The sequence below is a fragment of the Pseudomonas sp. HMSC063H08 genome (genome assembly GCF_001813645.1).
Taxonomy (GTDB): domain Bacteria; phylum Pseudomonadota; class Gammaproteobacteria; order Pseudomonadales; family Pseudomonadaceae; genus Pseudomonas; species Pseudomonas aeruginosa.
Map to the genome: position 1 here is coordinate 1 of NZ_KV813451.1, position 346 is coordinate 346.

1 protein-coding gene is annotated in these 346 nt (G+C 64.2%); it reads left to right on the plus strand.

Annotated elements, in window-relative coordinates; all coding sequences use genetic code 11:
• Window positions 1-2 precede the first annotated feature (2 nt).
• On the plus strand, window positions 3-346 hold a 344-nt coding region (locus HMPREF2924_RS15425; RefSeq protein WP_256567958.1), incomplete at its 3' end, for a DEAD/DEAH box helicase family protein.

Genomic DNA, 346 nt, shown 5'->3' on the forward strand with positions numbered 1-346 from the left:
CCCTGAACATCAACCTGACCGACTTCATCGACGAGTTCGGCGACGAGCTCCTGGAGTCGCTCAATCGCTCCAACCCCCCGGTCTATACCGGCTCCGACAACGCTCACCGCCAGTTGGTGATGGACCGACTCAAGCGCAAGCCCTTCGCGGCCCAGGCCGAGGTCGTCCAAGCCATCACCGCCCTGCTGCTGGACCGTAACGAGCAGGCCGGAATCATCAACGCCGAGATGGGCACCGGGAAAACCATGATGGCCATCGCTGTCGCAGCGGTCATGCACGCGGCCGGCTATCGCCGGACCCTGGTTGTCTCTCCGCCGCACCTGGTCTACAAGTGGCGCCGCGAGAT